We start from the raw sequence: 1331 nt of genomic DNA on the forward strand, positions 1-1331 counted from the left end.
ATTAAAAAGCAAAATGTGGGTTAACCCATTCGATTTGCTTTGAGCTAGCACTAGATCTAGTGCGTAGATACTGTCCGTTTGTTGGACGTACAGTATCTACGTAAAGAACATTAATTTGCTTGTTTGACTGCAACTTTACGTTTCGGGGAGAGGAGTGAATACCCCATGTATCCGATGCAAGCGGTAGCGACAAGAATAGAGCAGCCACGCATAAAGTTAATCAGCATAGGAGCGTTGTCGGTAAACGCGTTGATCCCCCAAAGCATCACGATCGAGAATACAAACATCACTAGTAAGCCATAACATGGAGCATCGATTTTGCCGGGAACGACATACCAACCATCTTCCTTGATTGGTTTATTTAGACGAGCATATTCCGCTTGCTGGCCTTTCACTGTGTAAAGATGCATTTCATCTTGTTTACCCGTCAGGAGAAGGCTAGCAATGTAAGCGACAACGGCATTCACAAGGACGCCAATCACGCAATACCAAGGCCACGCAATATCGGTCGCAACGGCTACATACCAGATCACCAAGAAGCTAGCAGCAACGCCAATTAACAAGCCTTTTTCCGTAATGTGTTTTGAGTAGAAACCAAGGACGAACATACAGAAGCTCGCACCGACAAAGTAAGAGCCTGCCTTACTCAGCACTTCCAGTACCGAGCCTGTGCTGGTGGCAAACATGATCGCTGGAATGATGACCAAAATCGCCCACGCCACCGTGAAGAAACGCGATACCTTTAAGTAATGCTCTTCCGACTCGTTTTGCTTGTAGAAGCGTTTGTAAAAGTCAGCCACAGAAACGGTCGCCATTGAGTTAAATGCGGAATCGAGACTCGACATACTTGCCGCCAGAATCGCAGCGGCAATGATGCCCATCAAGCCTGGCATTCCATATTCACTCGCATAATGAAGAATGATGGTGTTGCCGTTTTCAAACTCTTTACCGTCGTAATAAGCGTTGAACAGGACGCCAAGCAAGATAAAGACAAAGTAAATAAAGAAGGCCACGTAGCCCATCATCAACATTGCCTTTTTCGCATCGCCCATGTTTTTCGCGGCCATACAACGTTGTACCATCATCTGGTTACCGCCATACACGGTGGTGTGGAACATCGTCATTGCGATAACGCCGGCCCATACAGTCGTTACTTGGCTTAGGTCAAAACTTGTTTGTAGGGCATCGGTCATTCCTTTCGCTTTGAGTTCTGCCATGACCTCCGTCATTGGAGCAGGCATGCCATTCCAAACGGCTTCAATGATGATGAATGCGCCAATAAATAAGATTACTGCTTGAATCACATCGGTCCAAATGACAGCCGCGATACC

Annotated in this window: 1 protein-coding gene; it reads right to left on the minus strand. The window is 46.4% G+C overall.

What is annotated here, in order from left to right; genetic code table 11:
- Positions 1-110 precede the first annotated feature (110 nt).
- Positions 111-1331, minus strand: a 1221-nt coding sequence (locus tag IQR33_RS16820) for a sodium:solute symporter family transporter (RefSeq protein ID WP_228013943.1), incomplete at its 5' end; no start/stop codon positions are given.

This window comes from Vibrio sp. OPT46, from assembly GCF_015163535.1.
GTDB lineage: Bacteria > Pseudomonadota > Gammaproteobacteria > Enterobacterales > Vibrionaceae > Vibrio > Vibrio alginolyticus.